The sequence below is a fragment of the Micromonospora parastrephiae genome, assembly GCF_016802865.1.
Taxonomy (GTDB): Bacteria; Actinomycetota; Actinomycetes; order Mycobacteriales; family Micromonosporaceae; genus Micromonospora; species Micromonospora parastrephiae.
This window is the reverse complement of the sequence record NZ_JAEVHM010000289.1, coordinates 1-5,076: the sequence shown is the minus strand read 5'-3', so window position 1 is coordinate 5,076 and position 5,076 is coordinate 1. Positions and strand designations below refer to the sequence as shown.

General features: G+C 71.8%; 5 protein-coding genes. 4 read left to right on the top strand and 1 reads right to left on the bottom strand.

Translation table 11 applies throughout. The annotated features are described in order from the left end of the window. On the bottom strand, positions 1-2,025 hold a 2,025-nt coding region (locus tag JNW91_RS29540; protein WP_203178788.1), incomplete at its 3' end, for a catalase. Positions 2,026-2,243: 218 nt separating this feature from the next. Here JNW91_RS29540 and JNW91_RS29535 point away from each other — a divergent pair. The 4 genes from JNW91_RS29535 to JNW91_RS29520 form a co-directional block, all read left to right on the top strand. After that, positions 2,244-3,101, top strand: a complete 858-nt coding sequence (locus JNW91_RS29535; RefSeq protein WP_203178789.1) for an alpha/beta hydrolase family protein — start codon at positions 2,244-2,246, stop codon at positions 3,099-3,101. Between the two features lie 129 nt (positions 3,102-3,230). Further along, a complete protein-coding gene (locus JNW91_RS29530) occupies positions 3,231-4,013 on the top strand; it encodes an ABC transporter ATP-binding protein (protein ID WP_203178787.1) in 783 nt (260 codons plus the stop codon). A gap of 58 nt (positions 4,014-4,071) precedes the next feature. Further along, a complete protein-coding gene (locus JNW91_RS29525; protein WP_203178786.1) occupies positions 4,072-4,794 on the top strand; it encodes an ABC transporter ATP-binding protein in 723 nt (240 codons plus the stop codon). A 30-nt stretch (positions 4,795-4,824) separates the two neighbouring features. Next, positions 4,825-5,076, top strand: a 252-nt coding sequence (locus JNW91_RS29520) for an ABC transporter permease subunit (RefSeq protein ID WP_407664409.1), incomplete at its 3' end; no start/stop codon positions are given.

Here is a 5,076-nt window from a genome sequence, read left to right as displayed (position 1 = left end):
CGCCTTGGCGTCCCGGGCCGGGATCGCGTCCGGCGCGGGCACCGGCGCCCCGGCCAGCAGGAGCGCGTCGAACTCCACCGACCGGCCGGTGGCGAAGGTGCGCTGCACCGGCAGGTCGCCCACCATGCCGCCGTGCGGGGCGATCAGCAGCGGCACCATCCCGGCCTCGAACACCGCTCGCCGAACCTCGTGGACGTCGTCCAGGTCGCCGTTCGGGTCGACCACGATCCCGATCATGCGACCGTCACTCGGCCAGTCCCGACCGACCTGCGACAACGCGGGGCTGGGCGTGACGTCGGCGAGCGGTACGGTCGGCTGCGGTGCGGGCAGACCCAGGCCGGTGGCGACCTGTTCGCACAGGACCGGGTCGATGTTGGCGAGGCTCTGCAGCTGGCGTTCCTTGATCGCCTGGTGGTAGCACTTGCCCAACTCGAAGGTGTACGCCCGGATGATGTGCTCCTTCTCGACCGGCGACATGCTCAGCCAGAACAGGCGGACCTGGCTGTAGTGGTCGTCGAACGAGGCCGGGTTGGCCCGTACCTTCGGTGCCTGCGCCACCGTGACCGGCACGTCGACGAACGCGTGCTCGGCGTCACCGGCCGGGAACGGGTTGCCGCCGTCGAGCGAGTTCGGCCGGTACGGCGCCACCCCCGCGTGTACGGCGTGCTGGTGGAAGCCGTCGCGCAGCATGTCGTTCACGGCCGCGTGCGGGCGGTTGATCGGGATCTGCGAGAAGTTGGGCCCGCCCAGCCGGGTGAGCTGCGTGTCGACGTAGGAGAAGAGCCGGCCCTGCAGCAGCGGGTCGTTCGTGACGTCGATGCCCGGCGGCAGGTGGCCGAGGTGGAAGGCGACCTGCTCGGTCTCGGCGAAGAAGTTCGTCGGCGTCCGGTTGAGGACGAGCCGCCCGATCGGCTGCACCTCCGCCAGCTCCTCCGGCACGATCTTCGTCGGGTCCAGCAGGTCGATGCCGTCGAAGGTCTCCTCCGGGGTGTCGGGAAAGACCTGGATGCCGAGTTCCCACTCGGGGTACGCGCCCGCCTCGATCGCGTCGTAGAGGTCGCGCCGGTGGAAGTCCGGGTCCATGCCGCTGAGCATCTGCGCCTCCTCCCAGGTGAGGGAGTGCACGCCGAGCTTCGGCTTCCAGTGGAACTTGGCGAGCACGGTCTCCCCGGCCTCGTTGACGAGGCGGAAGGTGTGGACGCCGAAGCCCTCCATCGTCCGGTACGAGCGCGGGATGCCCCGGTCGGACATGTTCCAGATGGTGTGGTGCTGCGCCTCGGTGTGCAGGGACACGAAGTCCCAGAAGGTGTCGTGGGCGCTCTGCGCCTGGGGGATCTCGCGGTCGGGGTGCGGCTTGCCGGCGTGGATGATGTCGGGGAACTTGATCGCGTCCTGGATGAAGAAGACCGGCATGTTGTTGCCGACGAGGTCGAAGGTGCCCTCGTCGGTGTAGAACTTCGTCGCGAAGCCGCGGGTGTCGCGGACCGTGTCGGCCGAACCGCGCGAGCCGAGGACCGTGGAGAACCGTACGAAGACCTCGGTCTCCCGCCCCTTCTTCAGGAAGCCGGCCCTCGTGACCGCCTCGGCGGTGCCGTAGGCGGTGAACACGCCGTGCGCGCCGGCGCCGCGGGCGTGCACGACGCGCTCCGGAATGCGCTCGTGGTCGAAGTGCGTGATCTTTTCGCGCAGGTGGTGGTCCTGAAGCAGGACCGGGCCGCGGGGTCCGGCCTTGAGCGAGTGGTCCGTGTCGCGCAGCCGCGCCCCCTGCGCGGTGGTCAGGTAGGCGCCCTGCTGGCCGTTCGCGGTCGTCGGCGCGCCGGTTTCGGCGCCGGTCGGCGTACGGGTCTGCGGTGCGCCCTGCTCCGGCTTGGGCGGCAGCGGGTCGCGCGGGGTGGTCGGCTCCTCGACCGCCGGCGGCGCACTTCCGGGAGCGCCGGGGACCTTCGGCGTCAGCGCATCGGCGATCTTCTCTGAGGCTGTCTTCACGACGTTCTTGACCGCCTCGGCGGGCTTGCTGGAATCCACTGAACGAACCCCTCCATGGAGCGCTTACGAGCAGGCCCCTGCCCTGCTACCCCTGGTCAGACGGTCAAAACACGACAGGTGTCGCGATCGGACACGGGGGACTGGTGATTTCACCGATGCGCGGATCGGAGGGGACGCCAAGACTGACGAACGTCGATATCCCTCGACTCTAGGGAGTGCCCGACGTGTCGTCACCAACCACCACCCGTCCCCGTTCCATGGCCGCCCGGCTCGGGTTGGCCGCCGCCCTGGTCGCCGGCGCCGTCCTGGCCGGCCCGTCCGCCGTCGCGCAGGCCGCGAGCCCGTACGAGCGGGGCCCCGCCCCGACCACCGCGATCCTGGAGGCCAGTCGCGGCCCCTTCGCCACCGCGTCGCAGAGTGTGTCCTCGCTGAGCGTCACCGGCTTCGGCGGCGGCGTCATCTACTACCCGACCAGCACCAGCGAGGGCACCTTCGGCGCCGTCGCCATCTCGCCCGGCTACACCGCGTCCTGGTCCAGCATCAGCTGGCTCGGGCCGCGGATCGCCTCGCACGGTTTCGTGGTGATCGGCATCGAGACCAACAGCCGGTTGGATCAACCGGACAGCCGTGGCCGGCAGCTGCTCGCCGCGCTGGACTACCTCACCGAGCGCAGCTCGGTGCGCACCCGGATCGACAGCAGCCGGCTCGCCGTGGCCGGCCACTCCATGGGTGGCGGGGGCAGCCTGGAGGCGGCCTCGTCCCGGCCGTCGTTGCAGGCCGCGGTGCCGCTGGCGCCGTGGAACCTGGACAAGAGCTGGTCCGAGTTGCGGGTGCCGACGCTGATCATCGGCGGCGAGAGCGACACCGTCGCGCCGGTCGCGTCGCACTCGGTGCCGTTCTACACCAGCATCCCGGCCTCGGCCGAGAAGGCGTACCTGGAGCTGAACGGCGCGAGCCACTTCTTCCCGCAGACGACGAACACGCCGACCGCCCGGCAGATGGTGGCCTGGCTGAAGCGGTTCGTCGACGACGACACCCGCTACGAGCAGTTCCTCTGCCCCGGGCCGAGCGGCTCGCAGATCGAGGAGTACCGCAACACCTGCCCCAGCGCCTGAGCGTGGGGTCGGGGCGGTCGCCGCTGGCGGCCGCCCCGACCGCGTCCGCTCATCGAAGGTCTTGACGCCATACCCGAGAAACGTACACTGCGAGTGTAAATAACACCCGCCACGGCAGAGGGATGGGTGATGGATCGCGGCCTCGAACTGCACCACATCGGCGTCCGTTTCGGCGGCCTCACCGCCCTCGACGACGTCTCGCTGCGGGTGCCACCCAACCGGGTGGTGGGCGTGATCGGGCCCAACGGCGCCGGCAAGACCACGCTGTTCAACGTGATCTGCGGATTCGTCGCGCCGCACACGGGTTCGCTCACCCTCGACGGCCGGCCGCTTCGGCCCCGGCCGCACCGGCTGACCCGGCTCGGCATCGCCCGGACCCTGCAGGGGACCGGGCTGTTCGCCGGACTCACCGTGCTGGAGAACGTGCTGACCGGCGCCTCGCACACCGCGCGGGCCGGCTTCGCCGCGGCGCTGTTCGGCCTGCCGGCCAGCGACCGCGACGAGCGGCGGCTGCGCCGACAGGCCCTGGACATCCTCGACGGTCTGGGCATCGCCGAGCACGCCGAGGCCGCGCCGGGGACGCTGCCCTTCGCCGTACGCCAGCGGGTGGCCCTGGCCCGCGCGCTCGCCGCGCGCCCCCGACTGCTGCTGCTCGACGAGCCCGCCGGTGGCCTTGGCGGAGACGACATCGCCGACCTCGCGGAGCTGGTCCGCCAGCTGCCCCGTCGGGACGACGACCCGTGCGCGGTGCTGCTGGTCGAACACCACATGGACCTGGTGATGGCCGTCTGCGACGAACTCGTGGTGCTCGACTTCGGCCGGGTGATCGCCGCCGGCACACCGGACGAGATCCGCGACGACCCGGCGGTCACCGACGCCTACCTGGGCGCCATGGTCGAGGAAGCCCTGTGAGCGCGAGGAGTGAGCGGGGTTTGCGAGCCCCGCAGTCGCGAGCGAGAAGAGGTGCCGCGTGAGCGCGCCGGACCTGCTCGTGGTGCGTGGGCTGGTGGCCGGCTACGGAGCCGCGCCGGTGCTGCGGGCCGTCGACCTCACCGTCGCGGCGGGCACGATCGCCGCGGTCGTCGGCGCCAACGGCGCCGGCAAGACCACCCTGCTGCGCGCGCTCTCCGGCATGATCCGCCCGGCCGCCGGCCAGGTCGTCCTGGCCGGGGAGGACCTGCGGGGTACGCCGGTGGAGCAGCTCGTCCGACGTGGCATGGCGCACGTGCCGGAGGGGAGGGGCGTGATCAGCGAGCTGACCGTCGACGAGAACCTGCGACTGGGTGGGCTGTGGCGGCGCGACCGAGCCGACGCGGGCCGTGCCCTCGACGAGGTCTACGAGCTGTTCGAGCCGCTCGCCCGCCGCCGCCGGCAGCTCGGGCACCAGCTCTCCGGCGGTGAGCGGCAGATGCTCGCGCTGGGCCGGGCGCTGGTCGGTCGGCCCCGGCTGCTGCTGCTCGACGAGCCGTCGCTCGGGCTGGCGCCCCGGGTCGTCGCCCGGACGATGGCCCTGCTCCGCCAGTTGCGCGACCGGACCGGCCTGACCGTGCTGCTGGTCGAACAGAACGTGCGCAGTGCGCTCGCCGTCGCCGACCAGGGCGTCGTGATGTCACTCGGCCAGGTGGTGGTCGCCGCACCGGCGGCCAGGCTGCGCGACGACGCCGACCTGCGCCACGCGTACCTCGGTTTCTGACCACCACCTCGTCCCCCGGAGGGAGGACTGTTGGACCGCTTCGTCTTCCTCACCGTCGACGGCCTGTCCCGGGGCGCGGTGTACGCCGCGTTCGCGCTGGCCCTGGTGCTCATCTGGCGGGCGGCGCGGGTCGTCAACTTCGCCCAGGGGGCGATGGCCGTCGCCGCCGCGTACGTCGCCTACTCCGTGTCCGCCGCGACCGGCTCGTACTGGTTGGGCTTCGGGGTGGCGATCGTCGCCGGGCTCCTGCTCGGCGCGGTGGTGGACCGCGTCGTGATGCGC